The 16,225-nt window shown below is 67.2% G+C and carries 16 protein-coding genes; 1 reads left to right on the forward strand and 15 read right to left on the reverse strand.

What is annotated here, in order from left to right; translation table 11 throughout:
- Positions 1–155 precede the first annotated feature (155 nt).
- From AC6HZP_RS20410 to glmM, 3 genes are all read right to left on the reverse strand, one after another.
- Positions 156–1,328 (reverse strand): phosphoserine transaminase, encoded by a 1,173-nt coding sequence (locus tag AC6HZP_RS20410; protein WP_497524335.1) that lies wholly within the window; start codon positions 1,326–1,328, stop codon positions 156–158.
- Between the two features lie 155 nt (positions 1,329–1,483).
- A complete protein-coding gene (locus AC6HZP_RS20415) occupies positions 1,484–2,278 on the reverse strand; it encodes an outer membrane protein (RefSeq protein ID WP_497524336.1) in 795 nt (264 codons plus the stop codon).
- Between the two features lie 276 nt (positions 2,279–2,554).
- Positions 2,555–3,898: a phosphoglucosamine mutase gene (gene glmM / locus AC6HZP_RS20420; RefSeq protein WP_497524337.1), complete on the reverse strand. Its 1,344-nt coding sequence runs from the start codon at positions 3,896–3,898 to the stop codon at positions 2,555–2,557.
- Between the two features lie 311 nt (positions 3,899–4,209).
- Here glmM and AC6HZP_RS20425 point away from each other — a divergent pair, with 311 nt between their 5' ends.
- The gene (locus AC6HZP_RS20425) at positions 4,210–4,773 is read left to right on the forward strand and encodes a cysteine hydrolase family protein (protein WP_497524338.1); all 564 of its coding nucleotides are present in this window, start codon (positions 4,210–4,212) and stop codon (positions 4,771–4,773) included.
- Between the two features lie 71 nt (positions 4,774–4,844).
- Here AC6HZP_RS20425 and ftsH read toward each other — a convergent pair whose 3' ends face one another.
- The 12 genes from ftsH to ruvA form a co-directional block, all read right to left on the reverse strand.
- Positions 4,845–6,761, reverse strand: coding sequence for an ATP-dependent zinc metalloprotease FtsH (ftsH, locus tag AC6HZP_RS20430; RefSeq protein WP_201400765.1), 1,917 nt, complete (start codon positions 6,759–6,761; stop codon positions 4,845–4,847).
- A gap of 126 nt (positions 6,762–6,887) precedes the next feature.
- Positions 6,888–8,213: a tRNA lysidine(34) synthetase TilS gene (gene tilS / locus AC6HZP_RS20435; protein ID WP_497524339.1), complete on the reverse strand. Its 1,326-nt coding sequence runs from the start codon at positions 8,211–8,213 to the stop codon at positions 6,888–6,890.
- Complete coding sequence (gene ybgF, locus AC6HZP_RS20440; protein ID WP_201400767.1) at positions 8,200–9,177, reverse strand: tol-pal system protein YbgF; 978 nt, start codon at positions 9,175–9,177, stop codon at positions 8,200–8,202. The genes tilS and ybgF overlap by 14 nt, the downstream gene beginning before the upstream one ends.
- 156 nt (positions 9,178–9,333) lie before the next feature.
- Positions 9,334–9,843, reverse strand: a complete 510-nt coding sequence (pal, locus tag AC6HZP_RS20445; RefSeq protein WP_201400768.1) for a peptidoglycan-associated lipoprotein Pal — start codon at positions 9,841–9,843, stop codon at positions 9,334–9,336.
- A 256-nt stretch (positions 9,844–10,099) separates the two neighbouring features.
- Entirely contained in the window at positions 10,100–11,404 is a 1,305-nt protein-coding gene (gene tolB / locus AC6HZP_RS20450; protein ID WP_244669579.1) for a Tol-Pal system beta propeller repeat protein TolB, read from the reverse strand.
- Positions 11,405–11,558: 154 nt separating this feature from the next.
- A complete protein-coding gene (gene tolA, locus AC6HZP_RS20455) occupies positions 11,559–12,545 on the reverse strand; it encodes a cell envelope integrity protein TolA (RefSeq protein WP_201400770.1) in 987 nt (328 codons plus the stop codon).
- 3 nt (positions 12,546–12,548) lie between these two features.
- Entirely contained in the window at positions 12,549–13,004 is a 456-nt protein-coding gene (gene tolR, locus AC6HZP_RS20460; RefSeq protein ID WP_201400771.1) for a protein TolR, read from the reverse strand.
- Between the two features lie 2 nt (positions 13,005–13,006).
- Positions 13,007–13,717: a protein TolQ gene (gene tolQ / locus AC6HZP_RS20465; protein ID WP_371812706.1), complete on the reverse strand. Its 711-nt coding sequence runs from the start codon at positions 13,715–13,717 to the stop codon at positions 13,007–13,009.
- 222 nt (positions 13,718–13,939) lie between these two features.
- Entirely contained in the window at positions 13,940–14,392 is a 453-nt protein-coding gene (gene ybgC / locus AC6HZP_RS20470; protein ID WP_497524340.1) for a tol-pal system-associated acyl-CoA thioesterase, read from the reverse strand.
- 17 nt (positions 14,393–14,409) lie between these two features.
- Positions 14,410–15,447 (reverse strand): Holliday junction branch migration DNA helicase RuvB, encoded by a 1,038-nt coding sequence (gene ruvB / locus AC6HZP_RS20475; RefSeq protein ID WP_201400773.1) that lies wholly within the window; start codon positions 15,445–15,447, stop codon positions 14,410–14,412.
- On the reverse strand, positions 15,444–15,575 hold the full coding sequence (locus AC6HZP_RS20480; protein ID WP_497524341.1) for a hypothetical protein: 132 nt from the start codon (positions 15,573–15,575) through the stop codon (positions 15,444–15,446). Before AC6HZP_RS20480 ends, ruvB begins: the two co-directional genes overlap by 4 nt.
- Positions 15,572–16,189 carry a Holliday junction branch migration protein RuvA gene (gene ruvA, locus AC6HZP_RS20485; RefSeq protein WP_201400774.1) on the reverse strand — a complete coding sequence of 206 codons (618 nt, stop codon included), beginning with the start codon at positions 16,187–16,189 and terminating at the stop codon, positions 15,572–15,574. The genes AC6HZP_RS20480 and ruvA overlap by 4 nt, the downstream gene beginning before the upstream one ends.
- Between the last annotated feature and the right edge of the window lie 36 nt (positions 16,190–16,225).

Below are 16,225 nucleotides of genomic sequence, written 5' to 3' on the forward strand. Positions count from 1 at the left end.
CGAAGCGAAGCGTAGATCCGGGATCCATGCAGCCGAAGCCTGGGGCCGTATGGATCCCCGCTTTCGCGGGGATGACGCCTGAGGGCGTGCGGACGCTGGTATGAAAACTGGAATGTCGAGCGAACGGGCGGGGCCGAGGCCCCGCCGTCTGAAACTCAGGCGGCCTGCAGGGCGGCCTTCTGCGATGCGAAGGCCCAGTCGAGCCACTCGGTGACGATCTCGAGATCCGAAGCCTCGATCGTCGCGCCGGCCCAGATGCGCAGGCCCGCCGGGGCGTCGCGATAGGAGCCGATGTCATAGGCGACGCCGGCCTTGTCGAGCGCGGTCGAGATCGCCTTGGCGAAGGCCGCCTGGGCCGCGTCGTCGAGCGCCTTGACCGCCGGATCGGTGATGATCAGACAGACCGAGGTGTTGGAGCGGGTGTTCTCGACCACCGGCAGGAAGTCGATCCAGTCGGTCTTGGCGACCCAGTCGGCCAGCACCTTCAAGTTGGCGTCGGCGCGCGCCTGCAGCGCCTTCCAGCCGCCGAGCGACTGCGCCCAGGTGAGCGCGTCGAGATAATCCTCGACCGCCAGCATCGACGGGGTGTTGATCGTCTCGCCGACGAAGATGCCGTCGATCAGCTTGCCGCCCTTGGTCATGCGGAAGATCTTGGGCAGCGGCCAGGCGGGCTTGTAGGTCTCGAGCCGCTCGACGGCGCGAGGCGAGAGGATCAGCATGCCGTGGGCGCCCTCGCCGCCGAGAACCTTCTGCCAGGAGAAGGTGACGACATCGAGCTTGTCCCAGGCGAGATCCTGCGCGAAGGCGGCCGAGGTGGCGTCGCAGATGGTCAGGCCGGCGCGGTCTGCGTCGATCCAGTCACCGTTCGGGACGCGGACGCCGGAGGTGGTGCCGTTCCAGGTGAAGACGACGTCGCGGTCGAAATCGACCTTGCCGAGATCCGGCAGCTGGCCGTAATCGGCCTTGAAGGTGCGGACGTCCTCAAGCTTCAGCTGCTTGACGACGTCGGTGACCCAGCCCTCGCCGAACGACTCCCAGGCCAGCATGTCGACGCCGCGGGCGCCGAGCGCCGACCACAGCACCATCTCGACGGCGCCGGTGTCCGAGGCCGGCACGATGCCGATGCGGTAATCCGCCGGCACGCCGAGAACCTCGCGGGTGAGGTCGATCGCCTTCTGGAGCTTGGTCTTGCCGATCTTGGCCCGGTGGGATCGGCCGAGAGCCGCATCCTTGAGCGCTTCGAAGGTCCAACCAGGACGCTTGGCGCAGGGGCCGGAAGAATAATTGGCGTTCACCGGCCGGCGGCCGGGCGTGGCGAGATCTGCCATAGTCTATCCTCACAGATAGTAAGCGCCTCGTTGGGGAGGCGTGTCCCGCCGACGCGTTTACGCCTGGGCCGGGGGGAATGCAAGGGCGATCCGACAACAAAAAGACGCGCCCCGTCGCCGGGGCGCGTCTCCGAACTCGTGCGGTGCGAGCCGCCTCAGTTGAACTGGTAGCGGATGCCGAAGTTCACGTCGTGCGAGGTGATGTTCTTGAACTGGAAGCCGTCGTTCGGACGCGAAAAGGCCGGGTTGATGTTGTAGGCCGTGTCGGTCTTGGCGTTGCCGAGATCGACGTAGGAGTAACCGAGATCGAAGATCAGGTTCTCTGTGACCTGAAAGCCGAGGCCGGCATGCAGGGCCCAGGCGAAATTCCACTGCGATGCGGAGCCGGCATAGCCGCCGGCGTTCAGCTCGTTGTTGACGTCGCGGAAGTCCGAGATGGTGTTGCGCGACGCGCCGATGCCGGCGCCGACATAGGGCGTGATGCCCCTGTAGGTGCCGAGGTCGACATAGCCGTTGGCAAGGAACAGCCACTCCGACTTGCGCGCCGTGTAGTCGTCCGTGAAATAGCCCGGCAGATTGGGATTGATCGTGTTGGTCACGCGCTGCGCGGCAGAGAAATCCGCCTTGCCGCGATACTGGCCGGTCAGGTCGGCGCGGAACCAGTCGTTGAACTTGTAGCCGGCGCCGAGGCTGAAGGTCGGGGCGGACGAGAAATCGCCGTCGTTCATCCAGTCGGTGACGTAGCCCGGCTCGTTGAAATACTGGTAGTCGAGGCTGCCGAGCTGCTGGTTGCTCATGCCGATGGCGCCGCGCAGATACCAGCCGCCGACGGCGAGCGGCACCGGCTCGACATAGGGCTCCAGATCCGCCGCGACAGCCGAGCCAGCGAAACCGCCGCTGACGCCCGCCGCGATCGCCAGGGCGATCACCATGGTCCGCGAAGTGTTCATTTCACAACCCCCTCGAAGGTCGAACCGCGACGCGCGCGATCCTGAAGATGTTCATCGGGAGGATTTCAACCAGAACTCTTTAACATTGGATTAACTACAACTCTTAACCACGATCTTTCCGCCGTAAGGGAAGCTTAAGTATAAAACCATGGCGACGCAGCCACATGGGATCCCGGGCGAGCTCCATCCAAACATGAAGAAGGCGCCGCGCGGGAAGGCGCGGCGCCTCTTTTTGCAATCCGGGATAGGTGGCCGGCGAATCAACCAGCGATCGGCTCAGGCGACCTCTTTCAGGGCGCCGATGATGTCGTCGACGACGGCCTCGACCAGCGAGTGGTCGTCACCTTCCGCCATGACGCGGATCAGCGGCTCGGTGCCGGAGGGCCGGATCACCAGACGGCCGGTTTGGCCGAGGCGCGCCTCGCCCTCGGCGATCGCCGCCTGGACGCTCGCCGCCTCCAGCGGCTTGCCGCCGCCGAAGCGGATGTTCTTCAGGATCTGCGGCACCGGCTCGAAGCGGCGGCAGACCTCGCTGACCGGTTTGCCGGTCTTGCGCACCACGGCCAGGATCTGCAGCGCCGAGACGAGGCCGTCGCCGGTGGTGCAGAAATCCGACAGGATCAGATGGCCGGACTGCTCGCCGCCGACGTTGTAGCCGTGGCTGCGCATGTGCTCGACGACATAACGGTCGCCGACCTTGGTGCGGGCGAGCGACAGGCCGAGCGAGCCGAGATAACGCTCGAGGCCGAGATTGGACATGATCGTCGCGACGATGCCCGGCTGCGACAGGAGGCCGTCCTCGGCCCAGGACTGCGCGACCACCGCCATCAGCTGGTCGCCGTCGACGATCTCGCCGTTCTCGTCGACGACGATGACGCGGTCGGCGTCGCCGTCGAGCGCAATGCCGATATCGGCGCGCACCTCATGCACCTTCCGGCGCAGCGCGTCCGGCGCCGTCGAGCCGACATCCAGGTTGATGTTGAAGCCGTCCGGCTTGTCGCCGATGGTGATCACCTCGGCGCCGAGTTCCCAGAGCGCGTCCGGCGCCACCTTGTAGGCGGCGCCATTGGCGCAATCGATGACGACGCGCAGGCCCGTCAGGTCGAAGGCCTTCGGCATCGTCCGCTTGGCGAACTCGATGTAGCGGTCGCGCATGCCGTCGATGCGCTTGGCGCGGCCGAGATCGGCCGAGGCGGCCAGCCGGCCGGAGAGATCCTCCTCGATCAGCGCCTCGATCTTGGCCTCGGTCTCGTCGGAGAGCTTGTAGCCGTCGGGACCGAACAGCTTGATGCCGTTGTCCTCATACGGGTTGTGCGAGGCGGAGATCATCACGCCGAGATCGGCACGCAGCGAACGCGTCAGCATGGCGACGGCCGGCGTCGGCATCGGGCCGAGCAGGAACACGTCCATGCCGGCGGCGGTGAAGCCCGCCGTCAGCGCCGGCTCGATCATATAGCCGGAGAGGCGCGTGTCCTTGCCGATCACCACGCGGTGCCGATGGCCTCCGTTCCGGAAGGCGAGCCCGGCGGCGATCCCGACCTGCAACGCGAGTTGCGGCGTGATCGGAAAGGTGTTGGCCTTGCCGCGGATGCCGTCCGTGCCGAAGAATTTGCGTACCATGCGTAGAATCCGTCTCCGTCGATAGGCGCGCAGTCATAGACCAGCATTGCGGCGAAAGAATTCAAAAATCGTGAGCGTCTGTTACACGCCCCGATGGCCATGCCCCGCCCGGCACCGACCGGCGAGCGAGCGGCGCTGCGCGCTGGCCCCGTTTTTTGACCATAAGATACAGATTTGATTGAGGATTCCGCGTTTCCGCCATCGCCGGGTGGTTCGGCGCCCGAATATTACAGCTCGATATGCAATGTGCTTTTCCCGACGTCAGGCGGAGTGGCATGGGAGACCTCCCTTCCCCCGTACCGGAGCAGGCCATGAAGGCTCTCATCGTCGTCGACATGCTGAACGACTTCTACACCGGCGTTCTGCAGAACGAGGCGCATGCCTCGAAGATCGTGCCGGTGATCCGGCAGCTGATCGAGCACGCGCGCGGCCGACCCGACTGGATGGTGGTCTATTCCAACGACGCGCACCGCGCCGATGACGGCGAGATCGCCATCTGGGGCCCGCATGCCATGGCCGGGACGAAGGGTGCCGAGGTGATCGAGGCGCTGGCGCCGATCGGCGCGCCGCGCGAGATCGTCTCGCCCAAGCGCTTCTACGGCGCCTTCGACGAAACCGGGCTCGACGAGATCCTGAAGCAGTACGGCGTCACCGACGTGGTGATCACAGGCCAGCACACCCATTGCTGCGTCCGCCATTCGAGCTATGGCGCGTTCATCCGCGGCTACGGCATCGAGATCCCGGCGGACGGCGTCTGCGTCTTCGACGGCGTCGATAACGAGGCGGCCATCGAATACCTGCGCACCATCTATGGCGCCGTGATCACCGACAGCGCCGCGATCCTCGCCGCCGGCGCCGCCCGCAAGGCCGCCTGAGCCGCGCGGCGCCACAACGAAAAAGGGCGGGACCGCGAGGTCCCGCCCTTTTCATGTTCACAACCCGCCGGTCAGACCTGCGGCTGCGGCTCCAGGCCGGTGTCGCCCTTCGGACGACGCGTGGTCGGAACCACGGACGGGCGCGAGGGCGGCACGTCGTCGCCGGTGTCGCGGATCGGCGGCTTGCCGTCGAGCAGGTTCTTGATCTCCTCGCCGGAGAGCGTCTCGTATTCGAGCAGCCCCTCGGCGACGGCGATGAACTTGTCGCGGTTCTCGGTGATGAGACGCCGCGCCTCGCTTTCGCCTTCCTCGATCAGCTTGCGAACTTCCTCGTCGATGATCTTGGCGGTCTCGTCCGAGATGTTGGTCGACTGCGCCACCGAATGGCCCAGGAAGACCTCCTGCTCGTTTGAGCGATAGCGCACGCGGCCGAGACGCTCCGACATGCCCCACTCCATCACCATGGAGCGCGCGAGGCTGGTCGCCATCTGGATGTCGCCCGAGGCACCGGTCGTCACCTTCTCCGGACCGAAGGTCAGGATCTCGGCCTCGCGGCCGCCGAACAGCATGATCAGGCGCGACTTGGCCTTCTCATAGGTCCAGTTGTAACGGTCCGACTCCGGCAGCGTCATCACCATGCCCAGCGCACGACCGCGCGGAATGATGGTGGCCTTGTGGATCGGGTCGATCGTGCCCGAGAGCAGCATCGCGATGATGGCGTGGCCGGCCTCGTGATAGGCGGTGTTCCGCTTCTCGTCGGCGGTCATGGCGAGCGACTTGCGCTCGGCGCCCATCATCACCTTGTCCTTCGCGTCCTCGAACTCGGCCATGGTGACGATGCGCTTGTTGCGCCGCGCCGCCAGAAGGGCCGCCTCGTTGACGAGGTTCATCAGGTCGGCGCCGGAGAAGCCGGGGGTGCCGCGGGCGAGCGTCTTCAGCTCGACGTCCGGCGCCATCGGCACCTTGCGGGCATGCACCTTCAGGATCTTCTCGCGGCCGACGACGTCGGGGTTCGGGATCACGACCTGGCGGTCGAAACGGCCGGGGCGCAGCAGCGCCGGGTCCAGCACGTCCGGACGGTTGGTCGCGGCGATGATGATGACGCCTTCGTTCTGCTCGAAGCCGTCCATCTCGACAAGGAGCTGGTTCAGCGTCTGCTCGCGCTCGTCATTGCCGCCGCCGAGACCGGCGCCGCGATGACGGCCGACCGCGTCGATTTCGTCGATGAAGATGATGCAGGGTGAGTTCTTCTTCGCCTGCTCGAACATGTCACGGACGCGGGACGCGCCGACGCCGACGAACATTTCGACGAAGTCGGAGCCCGAGATGGTGAAGAACGGCACGTTGGCTTCGCCGGCGACGGCGCGGGCCGTCAGCGTCTTACCGGTGCCCGGAGGGCCGACCAGGAGCACGCCGCGCGGAATCCGGCCGCCGAGGCGCTGGAACTTCTGCGGGTCGCGCAGGAACTCGACGATCTCCTGCAGGTCTTCCTTGGCCTCGTCGACACCGGCGACGTCGTCGAAGGTGACGCGGCCATGCGCCTCGGTCAGGAGCTTGGCCTTGGACTTGCCGAAGCCCATCGCCTTGCCGCCGGCGCCGCCCTGCATCTGCCGCATGAAGAAGATCCACACGGCCAGGATCAGGAACATCGGGAACCAGGAGATCAGAACGCCGATCAGCGAGGTGCCGCCCTCGGTCGGCGGCTTCGCCGTGATCGAGATGCCCTTGTTCTCGAGCCGCTTGACGAGATCGGCGTCATTCGGCGCGAAGGTCTGGAAGCTCGCATTGTCGGTGTAGCTGCCGGTGATCTGCTGTCCGGCGATCACCACGCTTCGGACGCGGCCGCTGTCGACGTCGCTCAGGAACTGCGAATAGGCAATGTCCTGACCGGCCGCGCGCGGTCCCGGGTTCTGGAACAGATTGAACAGGGCGATCAGCAGCAGGCCAATGATGACCCACACTGCGAAGTTGCGAAAATTCGCGTTCATCAGAATCCCTTCAAGGGCAGGATGCGGCCGGGTGCCGCTCATTTGTAGCTAAGATAGGTGGCCCGACCGCGTAAGCCAATACGAGCATCGTCAATGAAAACGCGGAAAATGCGGCAATGGTTTAGATCAGGCCGCCGGATCGTCATGGCGGGCGGGATCGCCGAGCCGCGCCGCAACCAGCGAGGTCGCCGAAAAGACGACGCCCGATGCCGGGTCGGCCGCCACGCCGAGACCGGGGCAAGCCAGGATCTCCGCGCCGCGCCATAGCGCCGGCAGCGCCTCGATGGCGCGCGGCAGGCCCTGCGGCAGGCAGACGGCAAATTGTCGCCGTCCCGCCTCGCCAAGCGCCGCGATGGTAAACGCCGCGCCCGTCGGCCCCTCGAAACGGAAGCGGAAACGGCCGTCCCAGACGCCCTCCCGCGCCCCCTCGACGGCGAGCGTTGCCAATCCGTCGCGGCCGAGCTCGCGCTGGAAGCGGAACTCGCCCTTGCGGCAATCGACGAGCGTGCCGGCGAGCGTCCGCGCCGCGAAATCCGCCGGCACGCGCATGGCCTCCTCCAGCGCCTCGACGCTTTCGAGGCGGGGGACATAGGCGGCGCCGCCGACGGCGCGCAGGATCCGGGCCAAAGCGCGCAGGCGGATCTCGTCCGGCTCCAAGGCGAAGGCGTCCGCCCGCAGCCGCACCGCGCCGGTGGCGTCGACGATGGCGGCGGCGTCGAACAGGCGCCCGACATAGAGATCGAGCGCGGCGGCGGCGCGCGCGAGGCGGCTGGCCGTCGCCGCGAGCGTCGCGGCATCGAGCCCCTCGGCCGCGACGATCGGCAGGAGTTCGCGGATGCGGACGCGGTCAAAACCGCGATCGCGGTTGTGCGGATCTTCGACCGGCGCGAGGCCCGCCTCGCGGACGACGCCGGCGAGCGTCTCGTGCGGGATGTCGAGCAACGGCCGGACGAGATGAATGCCGGCGCGGTCAACGTCGGGCGCCATCGCGGCGAGCCCGTAGACGCCGGACCCGCGCGCCAGCCGCATCAGGAAGGTCTCGGCCTGGTCGTCGCGGTGATGCGCGGTGGCGAGATGCGAGGCGCCGAGCGAGCGGCAGGTTTCGATCAGGAGGGCGTAGCGGGCGGCGCGGGCGGCGGCCTCCACGCCGGAAGCAGGCGCCGGACCGCCCCATCGTAGGCTCCGGAAGGCAAGGCCGTGACGGGCGGCGACGTCGCCGACGAACCGCGCTTCATCCGCCGATTCCGGCCGAAGGCCGTGGTCGACGGTGAGCACGACGAGATCGGGTCCCCGCTCGCGGGCGGAACGCCAGCGTTGCGCGAGGATCAGCAGGGCGAGGGAATCGGCGCCACCGGAAACGGCGAGCGCTAGGCGCTCGAGATCGGCGAACGGCGCGAAGATCGCTTCGAGCGTCGCGTCCGCGATTCGTCCGGGGTCTTCAGCAGCTGGCACTGGCCTGTTCTTGCTTGACCCGCTGCAGCAGCGCGTTGGAACTCTTCGGGTACTGCTTCAGCACCTCGGCATAGGTGGCGCAGGCCGCCTCGCGCTGGTTGAGGCCGGAAAGCGACATGCCGAGCTTCAGCAGCATATCGGCTGCCTTGCCGCTCTTCGGATACTGCTTGTAACCGGACAGGAACGCGTCAGCCGCGCCGCGAAAGTCCTGGCGGGCATAGAGGCTCTCGCCGAGCCAGTACTGGGCGTCGGCGGCCTGCGGGTCGCGCGGATGCGCCTGCAGGAACTGGCGGAACGAAACCTCGGCGACGTCATAGTCGCCCTTCATCACCAGGGCGTATGCGGCCTCGTAGTCGCTGCGCGCGTCGCCGGTCGGCTGCGGCGCAGCGCCATGCGGAGCGCCGCCACCCTGCGAAAGGTCGATCGGCGCGTTGGGATCGAGCGTCAGCTGGCCGAGCGCGCGCGGCGGGGCGCCCTGCCCCGGATTGCCGGCGCCCGGATCCATCTCGCCGTCGGTGGAACCGATGGCAGCCCCGATCGCATCGGCCGGCGGCGGGGCGGCGCGCTGCGCCGGCGCGGCGTCGGCGCGGGGCTTCGCCGCCGCAGGCGGGGCTTCGGAACGCTTGCCGCCGCCTTCGACGCCCTTCAGGCGGAAATCGGTATCCTGCTGGGCGCGCTGCAACTGCTCCTGCAGCTGGCGGACCTGGAAGGTCAGCTGCTCGATCTGGCCGGTCATCTCGCGCATCTGCTGCTCGATGCGGTCCATGCGCATGGCCGATTGCCCCTCGTTCTGGGGCGACTGGACGTTGACGACGCCGCCGACATTGCCGGGCGGCTGCGGGCTCTGCTCGGCATTGTTGCCGCGAAGCTTGTCGAACAGGCCGGCGTCGGCGGGTCCCGTCGTCGCAAAGGTCAGTCCCGCCGCGAAGAGCATCGCGGTCAGGATCGGAATTCTCTGTCTCATCAGCCCATCCGTTGAACGATTGTGGCGGCGCGGCTCCGCCGCATCGCACCCATCCGTCTATCTGGGGGGCTTGAGTTCGGCCAAATTGGGGCGCGGACGAACAGAAACGGCGGCCAGAGGCCGCCGTTTCCGTCAAACTCGTATGGTGGACGTCGATCAGGAACCGGCGTTGTTCAACACCGTGACGGCGCGGCGATTCTGCGACCAGCACGAGATGTCGTTGCAGACCGCGACCGGGCGCTCCTTGCCGTAGGAGATGGTGCGGATGCGGTTCGGCGCGATGCCGCGCGAGACCAGGTAGTTCTTGGTGTTGGTGGCGCGACGGGCGCCCAGCGCGATGTTGTATTCACGCGTGCCGCGCTCGTCCGCATGGCCCTCGACCGTGACCTGGTAACGCGGATACTGCTGCAGCCACTGCGCCTGCTTGTCGAGCGTCGACCGGTTGGCCGACGAGATGTCGGTCTGGTCGGTCTCGAAGAAGATACGGTCGCCGACATTGACGACGAAATCCTGGGCACTGCCCGGAGTCGCCGAACCGATGCCACCCGCACCGATGCCACCTGCACCACCGGCTCCCGGCTTGTTGGCGCAAGCGGCCAGCGCGAGAGCTGCGCCAATGAACACGACGAACTTGGCGCCGCGCAGAATGGATAGAGAATTCGCCATGAAGATAACTCCTTGTCCACCATACTCGGACATGAGGCGGTCTTAGCAGCCCGTTGGTTAAGCACGGGTTCAAGAACGTGGTTGAGCGGAAGTTAACGCCGTCCGCGCGCGGACAGCCCGATGGTGGATAAAGCAAGGCCCCGTCTGGGTTTCCCGATGCCTAGCGTGGCCGGGAAACATCGTTACCGAATCATGTTCGGCATAAAAAATGCCGCCGGCGCGGTGCGTCGGCGGCATGGAAATTAACCAAGCTGGCCTAGTTGATCAAGGGCGACCAGGCCGGATCCGAACCGAATGCGGGGGTCGGCACCTTGAACTCGTTGTAGCCGGTCAGATCGATCGACCAGAGCTGCGGTCCGCCATTGGCGCCGGGGGTGTCGCGGAAGAACATCAGCACGCGTCCGTTCGGCGCCCAGGTCGGGCCTTCATTGTGGAAGCCCTCGGTCAGGATGCGCTCGCCCGAGCCGTCCGGCTTCATCACGCCGATGGCGAATCCGCCGGGCGCCTGGCGCGTGAAGGCGATCAGGTCGCCGCGCGGCGACCAGACCGGCGTCGAGTACGAGCCCTTGCCGAAGGAGATGCGCTGCGGGTTGGAGCCGTCGGCGCCCATCACGTAGATCTGCTGGCTGCCGCCGCGATCGGAGGTGAAGACGATGCGCGAGCCGTCCGGCGAGAAGGACGGGCTGGTGTCGATCGAGGCCGAGTTGGTCAGCCGCGTCGTCCGGCGCGAGCGCAGGTCCATCGCGTAGATGTTGGCGTTGCCCTGGTCCTCGAAGCTCATGACGATGCGCTGGCCGTCCGGCGAGAAGCGCGGCGCGAAGGTCATGCCCGGGAAATTGCCGACCAGCTCGCGCTGGCCCGTCTCGATGTTGAGCAGATACACGCGCGGCTGGTCGGAGCCGTAGGACATGTAGACGACTTCCTGCGCCGACGGATTGAAGCGCGGCGTCAGCACGAGGTCGTTGCCACGGGTCAGATAGCGCGAATTGGCGCCGTCCTGGTCCATGATGGCGAGGCGCTTGACGCGCTTGTCCTTGGGGCCGCTCTCGTCGACATAGACGACGCGGCTGTCGAAATAGCCCTGCTCGCCGGTGAGGCGCTCATAGATCGCGTCGGCGATGATGTGGGCGACGCGGCGCCAGTTTTCCGGCGTCGTGTAGAACTGCTGGCCCGCCATCTGCTGGCCGGCATAGATGTCCCAAAGGCGGAACTCGGCGCGGAGCCGGCCGTCGGACTGGCGCGTGACGCCGCCGGTGACGAGCGCCTGCGCGTTGATCACCGTCCAGCTCTGGAAGTTCGGCGTCTGGTTCGGATTGGTAATCTTCTCGATGAAGGCCGCCTGGTCGAGCGGCAGGAACAGGCCCGAACGCTTCAGGTCGGCCGCGATCACGCCGGAAACGTCGGCGGCGAGCTGCGCGTCGGCCTGGGTCCCGCCGATGAAGGTCGGGATGGCGATCGGCAGCGGCTGCACGTTGCCCTGGGTGACGTCGAGCTCGATCAGCGCTTCGGCACGCTGGGTGAACGGAACGGTCGCCATCACGAAGGCCGCGGCGAAGAGCATGGCTGCTCCGAGGCTTGTTCGTGCGAAGCGGCGCGAAGCGGCCGCGGCGCCTTTGTCGGGGGCGTGAACCGTCATGGTGCTGTTCCTGTAATCCAAATCTTCTGTGCTGTTGCGGTTGTGGCCCAAGATAACGGCAGAGCAGTGACGGGGGCGATCATCCTTGCGGCGAGAAACGCATCTGGATTTCGCTCCAGAGTTCGTATTTCTCGGCCGGAAGCTGGTAGGGGCCGCACTGCATGACGGCCCGGACCGCGCTCTCCGCCGCCACGGTGCCATACTGGCTGGCCGGGTATTGCTGGATCGACGGCACGCCGCTGACGCTGCCGTCCTGGTTCAGCTTGAACCGGATCGTCACCGTGACCTCGCTCGGATCGGTCCAGCCGACCGGGATGTTCCAGCAGCGCTGAACCTGGGAGCGCAGCGCGTCGATCTCGCTCTGCGTCATCCGCGCGCTCGGGTTGCGAGCCTGCTCGGCGCCGAAGGATTCCGGCTCCTGGCTGGCGGTCTCGCCGCCGGTCGGCTTCTGACGGTCGAGCAGCGCGGCGATCCGGTCGGCGTCGAAGTCCGACGAGGTCGTGCTCTGGGTCTGGTGCTGGCTGGTCTTCTCAGCCGGCTTCTTCGGCGCCTCGGCCGTCTGCACGGGCTTCGGCGGCGTCGGCTTGACGCGCGGCTTCGGCGCCGGCTGCGGCGGCGCGGCCTCGGCTTCCTTCGGCGCGGGAGCGGGTTCGGGTGCCGGCGTCGGCTCGGGCTTCGCCGGGGCAGGCTCGGCCTTGGCGGGCTCGGGCGGGGCCGGCTCCGGCGGCGCGGGCGCAGGCTCGGGCGGCTTCGGCGCGGGCGGCGTCGGCTCGGACTTCGGCGGCGGGGGTGGCGGCGGCGGGGTCGCGGGCGGGGTCGGCTTCGGCGGCGCGGGGCTCGGCTTCGGCGTTTCCTTCTCGGCCGGCTTGTTCGGCGACGGCTTGTCCTTGACCTCGGCGGTCTTCTTGCCCTTCTGCAGGCTGGTCACTTCGGAGATCGGCACCAGCTCGACCGGCATCGATTCGACCATGGTGACGTCGAACGGCTTGCTGCTGGGCAGCCCGATCAGTCCCCAGGCCAGAAGCGAGAGGTGGGCAGCGACGGAGGTGACGAGCCCGGCGCGCATCGATCAGCCGTCCACGGCCTCGGTAACGAGACCGATATTGTGGTAGCCGGCGCTGGAGATGGCGCCCATGACGCGCATGATCGCGCCGTAATTGCTGGTCTTGTCGCCGCGCACGAAGATGCGCTCCTCATAGCCGGCGGCAGCGATCGCCTTCAGCTTGGGAACGAGCTCGTCGAGCGGGATCTCGGTCTCCTGCAGGAACACCTTGCCCTCGGCGTTGACGCTCACCGAGATCGGATCCTTGTCGGCGGTCAGCGCCTTGGCCTGGCTCTGCGGCAGGTCGAGCGGCACGCCGGCCGTCAACAGCGGCGCCGACACCATGAAGATGATCAGCAGCACCAGGATGACGTCGACGAAGGGCGTGACGTTGATTTCGCTCATCACGCCGGTCGAGCGACGACGCCGGCGCCCACCGCGCCCGCCACCGCCTCCAGACCGTCCGCCGACCGACATGCCCATGTTCAGGCCCTCTCGTCGATCTGACGCGACAGGATGGCCGAGAACTCATCGGCGAAGCCTTCGAGGCGGCCCGAGATCTGGCCAGCGGCGCTCGACAGCTTGTTGTAGGCGATAACGGCGGGAATGGCCGCGAACAGGCCGATGGCGGTCGCCAGCAGCGCTTCCGCGATACCGGGCGCCACGACGGCGAGTGAGGTGTTCTTGGAGGCGGCGATCGCCTGGAACGAGGTCATGATGCCCCAGACCGTGCCGAACAGGCCGATGAACGGGCCGGCCGAACCGACGGTGGCGAGGAACAGCAGGCGGCTCTCCATGCGCTCGGCCTCGCGGGCGAGCGTCACGTCGAGCACCTTGTCGATGCGCATCTGCAGGCCGATCGGCGACTTGGCGCCGGCTTCGAACGAGCGCTTCCATTCGCGCATCGCGGCGACGAACAGGGCGGCCATGCTGGTCGCCGGACGGTTCGAAAGCGAGCGATAGAGCTCCTCGAGCGACTGTCCCGACCAGAACACCTTCTCGAACCGGTCGATCTGGCGACGGATGCGGCCGAACAGCAGCACCTTGTCAACGATGATCGCCCAGCTCCAGATCGACGACACGATCAGGCCGAGCATGACCAGCTTGACGACGATGTGAGCCTGCAGGAACAGGGAGATAAGCGACAGGTTCGCCGGCGCGTCGAGCGCTGCCTGGCCCACGTCGACCGGATTCATTCGCGTACACCCTCTCGGAGTTGATCACTCGCGACCGGCGCGAGGACAGGAGCTGTATCCACCGTCGAAACCTGCCACGGAACTTGTCCTGCAAGCATCGGGCCGGACACGACAATCCGGGGTGGTGTCTCGCCTTCAAATTTGTTCATTTGAGGGCGTTTCAGCCAGTTCGCCCATGCTGCCGCGATGCTTCTCTATAGTCTCGGCATGGTTAAGCAATGGTTATTTTGGCGCCATTGCAAATCGGGCGGCGAGGCTTTCGGGAATGCGCTGGGCGCGGCCGGCGCGATTGACCAGGACGACCGTGACGACCGCCTCGATCAGGATCTCGGAGCCCCGGCGAATCGTCTGCGCCAGCAGGATCCGCGCCCCGCGAATCTCCTTCGGGCGGGTCAGCACCTCGACGACGTCGTCGATCCGGGCCGGCCGCTTGAACTCGATCTCCATCCGATGCACAGCGAAGGCGATCGACTCGCCGGTCTCGCCGGCGTCGAGCTCGCTGTGGTGCACGCCCAGCAGGCGGACATAGTCACTGCGCCCGCGCTCGAGAAAGCGGACATAGGAGCCGTGATAGACGACGCCGGAGAAATCGGTGTCCTCGAAATAGATGCGGACCGGCAAAACGTGGCCTTCGGGCGTGTGTCGCCCGGCGAGATGCGGGTAGTCGTCGGTCATCGAAGGCCTCTGCGCGGCTATTTGCCGGGGTCGAACATCTGAATCTGGGCCGCAATTTCGGTGGTCGGCACGGCGAGACCAAGATGACGAAAGGCGTGCGGCGTCAAGAGGCGGCCGCGCGGCGTCCGCTGCACGAAGCCCTGCTGGATCAGATAGGGCTCGACGATCTCCTCGATCGCGTCGCGCGGCTCCGACAGCGCCGCCGCGATCGTCTCGATGCCGACCGGGCCGCCGCCGAAGGAGACGGCGATCGTCGACATGTAGCGCCGGTCGAGCGAATCGAAGCCCATGCTGTCGACCTCGAGGCGGAGCAGCGCCCGGTCGGCGACCTCGCGCGTGATCGTGCCCGGCCCCTCGACGAGCGCGAAGTCGCGCACCCGGCGCAGCAGCCTGCCCGCGACGCGCGGCGTGCCGCGGGCGCGGCGGGCGATCTCGGTGGCGCCGTCGGCCGTCATGCCGACGCCCATCAGACGCGCGCCGCGCGTGACGATCAGCTCGAGCTCCTCGACCGTGTAGAACTGCAGCCGGACGGGAATGCCGAAGCGATCGCGCAGCGGCGTCGTCAGCAGGCCGAGGCGGGTGGTCGCGGCGACCAGCGTGAACTTGGCGAGGTCGATCTTGACCGAGCGCGCCGCCGGCCCCTCGCCGATGATCAGGTCGAGCTGGAAGTCCTCCATCGCCGGATAGAGGATCTCTTCGACCGCCGGGCTCAGGCGATGTATCTCGTCGATGAAGAGAACGTCGCGTTCCTCGAGATTGGTCAGGAGCGCCGCGAGATCGCCGGCCTTGGCGATGACGGGCCCCGACGTGGCGCGGAAATTGACGCCGAGCTCGCGCGAGACGATCTGCGCCAGCGTCGTCTTGCCGAGGCCGGGCGGCCCGACGAAGAGCACGTGGTCGAGCGCTTCCTTGCGGCCGCGCGCCGCCTCGATGAAGACGGAGAGATTGGCGCGCGCCTGCGCCTGGCCGACGAAATCGGCCAAGACCTGCGGCCGCAGCGTCCGGTCGACGTCGTCTTCCTGCGGGGCTCCGTCAATCAAACGGCTGTCGCTCATCGTTCCTCCTGCGACAGCACCGGCCGCGTGAATGATCGTCCGTAGCAGACGAATCCGGCCGGCACCATGTCCGTCGCCTTCTCCATCGTCGTGACCCAGCCGTCACGACGCGCGGCGACGGTCGTCATCGCGCCAGTTCCTTCAGGCCGAGCCGGATCAGCGTCTCGGTCGTCGCGTCCTCGCCGGCCGAGCGCGCTGCGGCGGCGACGGCGGCGCTCGCCTGCACCTGCGGATAGCCGAGATTGGTGAGCGCCGAGACGGCATCGGCGACCGGCAGCGGCGCGCGGCGATCGGCAAGATCTTCCTGCAGCGAGATCACGGCCGGATCGACGCTGGAAAAGGCCGGTGCCTTGTCCTTGAGTTCGGCGACGATGCGGGCCGCGACCTTGGGGCCGACGCCGGGCGCACGCGCCACCTGCACCTTGTCCTGCAGGGCGATGGCCGTGGCGAGATCGGCCGGCTTCAGGATGCCGAGGATGGCGAGCGCCACCTTGGAGCCCACGCCCTGCACGGTCATCAGCAGGCGGAACCACTCGCGCTCGACGTCGGCGCCGAAGCCGAACAGCTTGATCATGTCCTCGCGGACATAGGTCTCGATCGCGAGCTGCGCCGCCTCGCCGGGCGACGGCAAGGCCTGCAGCGTCCGGCTCGAGCAATGCACGAGATAGCCGACGCCGCCGACATCGAGGATCACCCAGTCGTCGCCAAAGGAGTCGACGATACCCTTGAGCTTACCGATCATGCTCCACCCGTCTCTCGCGAGCCTGCCCGGATGCCG

The organism is Kaistia sp. SLG-1, from assembly GCF_059699055.1.

Excerpts from the sequence above, each read along its gene's own strand:
- AC6HZP_RS20425 (WP_497524338.1), top strand. The coding sequence starts at position 4,210 with ATGAAGGCTCTCATCGTCGTCGACATGCTGAACGACTTCTACACCGGC.
- pal (WP_201400768.1), bottom strand. The coding sequence starts at position 9,843 with ATGGCGAATTCTCTATCCATTCTGCGCGGCGCCAAGTTCGTCGTGTTC.
- AC6HZP_RS20410 (WP_497524335.1), bottom strand. The coding sequence starts at position 1,328 with ATGGCAGATCTCGCCACGCCCGGCCGCCGGCCGGTGAACGCCAATTAT.
- ybgF (WP_201400767.1), bottom strand. The coding sequence starts at position 9,177 with ATGAGACAGAGAATTCCGATCCTGACCGCGATGCTCTTCGCGGCGGGA.
- ftsH (WP_201400765.1), bottom strand. The coding sequence starts at position 6,761 with ATGAACGCGAATTTTCGCAACTTCGCAGTGTGGGTCATCATTGGCCTG.
- tolQ (WP_371812706.1), bottom strand. The coding sequence starts at position 13,717 with ATGAATCCGGTCGACGTGGGCCAGGCAGCGCTCGACGCGCCGGCGAAC.
- tolA (WP_201400770.1), bottom strand. The coding sequence starts at position 12,545 with ATGCGCGCCGGGCTCGTCACCTCCGTCGCTGCCCACCTCTCGCTTCTG.
- ruvB (WP_201400773.1), bottom strand. The coding sequence starts at position 15,447 with ATGAGCGACAGCCGTTTGATTGACGGAGCCCCGCAGGAAGACGACGTC.
- ruvA (WP_201400774.1), bottom strand. The coding sequence starts at position 16,189 with ATGATCGGTAAGCTCAAGGGTATCGTCGACTCCTTTGGCGACGACTGG.
- AC6HZP_RS20415 (WP_497524336.1), bottom strand. The coding sequence starts at position 2,278 with ATGAACACTTCGCGGACCATGGTGATCGCCCTGGCGATCGCGGCGGGC.
- ybgC (WP_497524340.1), bottom strand. The coding sequence starts at position 14,392 with ATGACCGACGACTACCCGCATCTCGCCGGGCGACACACGCCCGAAGGC.
- tolR (WP_201400771.1), bottom strand. The coding sequence starts at position 13,004 with ATGGGCATGTCGGTCGGCGGACGGTCTGGAGGCGGTGGCGGGCGCGGT.
- glmM (WP_497524337.1), bottom strand. The coding sequence starts at position 3,898 with ATGGTACGCAAATTCTTCGGCACGGACGGCATCCGCGGCAAGGCCAAC.
- AC6HZP_RS20480 (WP_497524341.1), bottom strand. The coding sequence starts at position 15,575 with ATGACGACCGTCGCCGCGCGTCGTGACGGCTGGGTCACGACGATGGAG.
- tolB (WP_244669579.1), bottom strand. The coding sequence starts at position 11,404 with ATGCTCTTCGCCGCGGCCTTCGTGATGGCGACCGTTCCGTTCACCCAG.